This is a genomic window from Stenotrophomonas maltophilia group sp. RNC7, from assembly GCF_030910085.1.
In the GTDB taxonomy this organism is placed as follows: domain Bacteria; phylum Pseudomonadota; class Gammaproteobacteria; order Xanthomonadales; family Xanthomonadaceae; genus Stenotrophomonas; species Stenotrophomonas sepilia.
Genome location: NZ_JAVFVN010000356.1, coordinates 1 through 456, shown reverse-complemented (window position 1 = coordinate 456; position 456 = coordinate 1). Strand labels below are relative to the sequence as shown.

The window sequence follows — 456 nt, the reverse complement described above, 5'->3', positions numbered from 1 at the left end:
AGACCACGCGCCACCGCATCCACGGGGTGCTGACGCGCGACCACGAACAGTTCGTGTTCGTGGATACGCCGGGCTTCCAGACGCGCCATGGCGGCGCCATGAACCGCATGATGAACCGCGTGGTGACGCAGGCGCTGGCCGACGTCGACGTGGTGGTGCACGTGGTCGAGGCCGGCAAGTGGTCGGAGGGCGACGCCAAGCTGCTGCCGCTGCTGCCTGCGCCGGAGCGCACCATCCTGGTGATCAGCAAGATCGACGCGCTCAAGAACCGCGATGAGCTGTTCGCCTTCGTCTCGAAGATCATGGCGTTGCATCCGTTTGGCGCCGTGGTGCCGGTCAGCGCCACCAAGAACCAGCAGCTCGACCAGTTGCTGCAGGAAATCGCGGCGCGGCTGCCGGAAGGCGAGCCGATGTTCGAGGAAGACACCCTGACCGACCGGCCGATGCGCTTCATCG

At 66.2% G+C, this 456-nt stretch carries 1 protein-coding gene; it reads left to right on the top strand.

The features are described 5' to 3' along the window. Nucleotides 1-456, top strand: a 456-nt coding sequence (locus RCF13_RS05925) for a GTPase (protein ID WP_308140954.1), incomplete at both ends; no start/stop codon positions are given.